This window comes from Phormidium sp. CCY1219, from assembly GCF_055795085.1.
On sequence record NZ_JAYFEQ010000952.1, the window covers coordinates 1 to 260 of the forward strand.

Sequence of the window (260 nt, forward strand, 5' to 3'; positions counted from 1 at the left end):
CGACGCAGTTGGCGACGGGACAAGAGCGCATCTTTAATCGCTTGCCCGCGATGGGTAAGTTCGGCAGCCCAAAGCACCTGCAAGTCTTTTAAGATCGCCAAACCCGTCACTTTCGATCCTGGATCGATTTTCACTCGGCAGGGTTGGGGAGTCTCCTCGACGGTTTTCTTAAGGACGATCGTGAAGGGAAAACGACGGTAGATGGCCGCTTTCCGAGCCTTCAACAACCGCCGTGCCGTGCCGGGAGAGCAAGGCGTTAG

Annotated in this window: 1 protein-coding gene; it reads right to left on the reverse strand. The window is 56.5% G+C overall.

Annotation, left to right across the window (positions count from 1 at the left end):
- Positions 1-260 (reverse strand): RRXRR domain-containing protein (locus AC0QH1_RS30940; protein ID WP_324635290.1); only part of this gene is annotated, 260 nt, incomplete at both ends.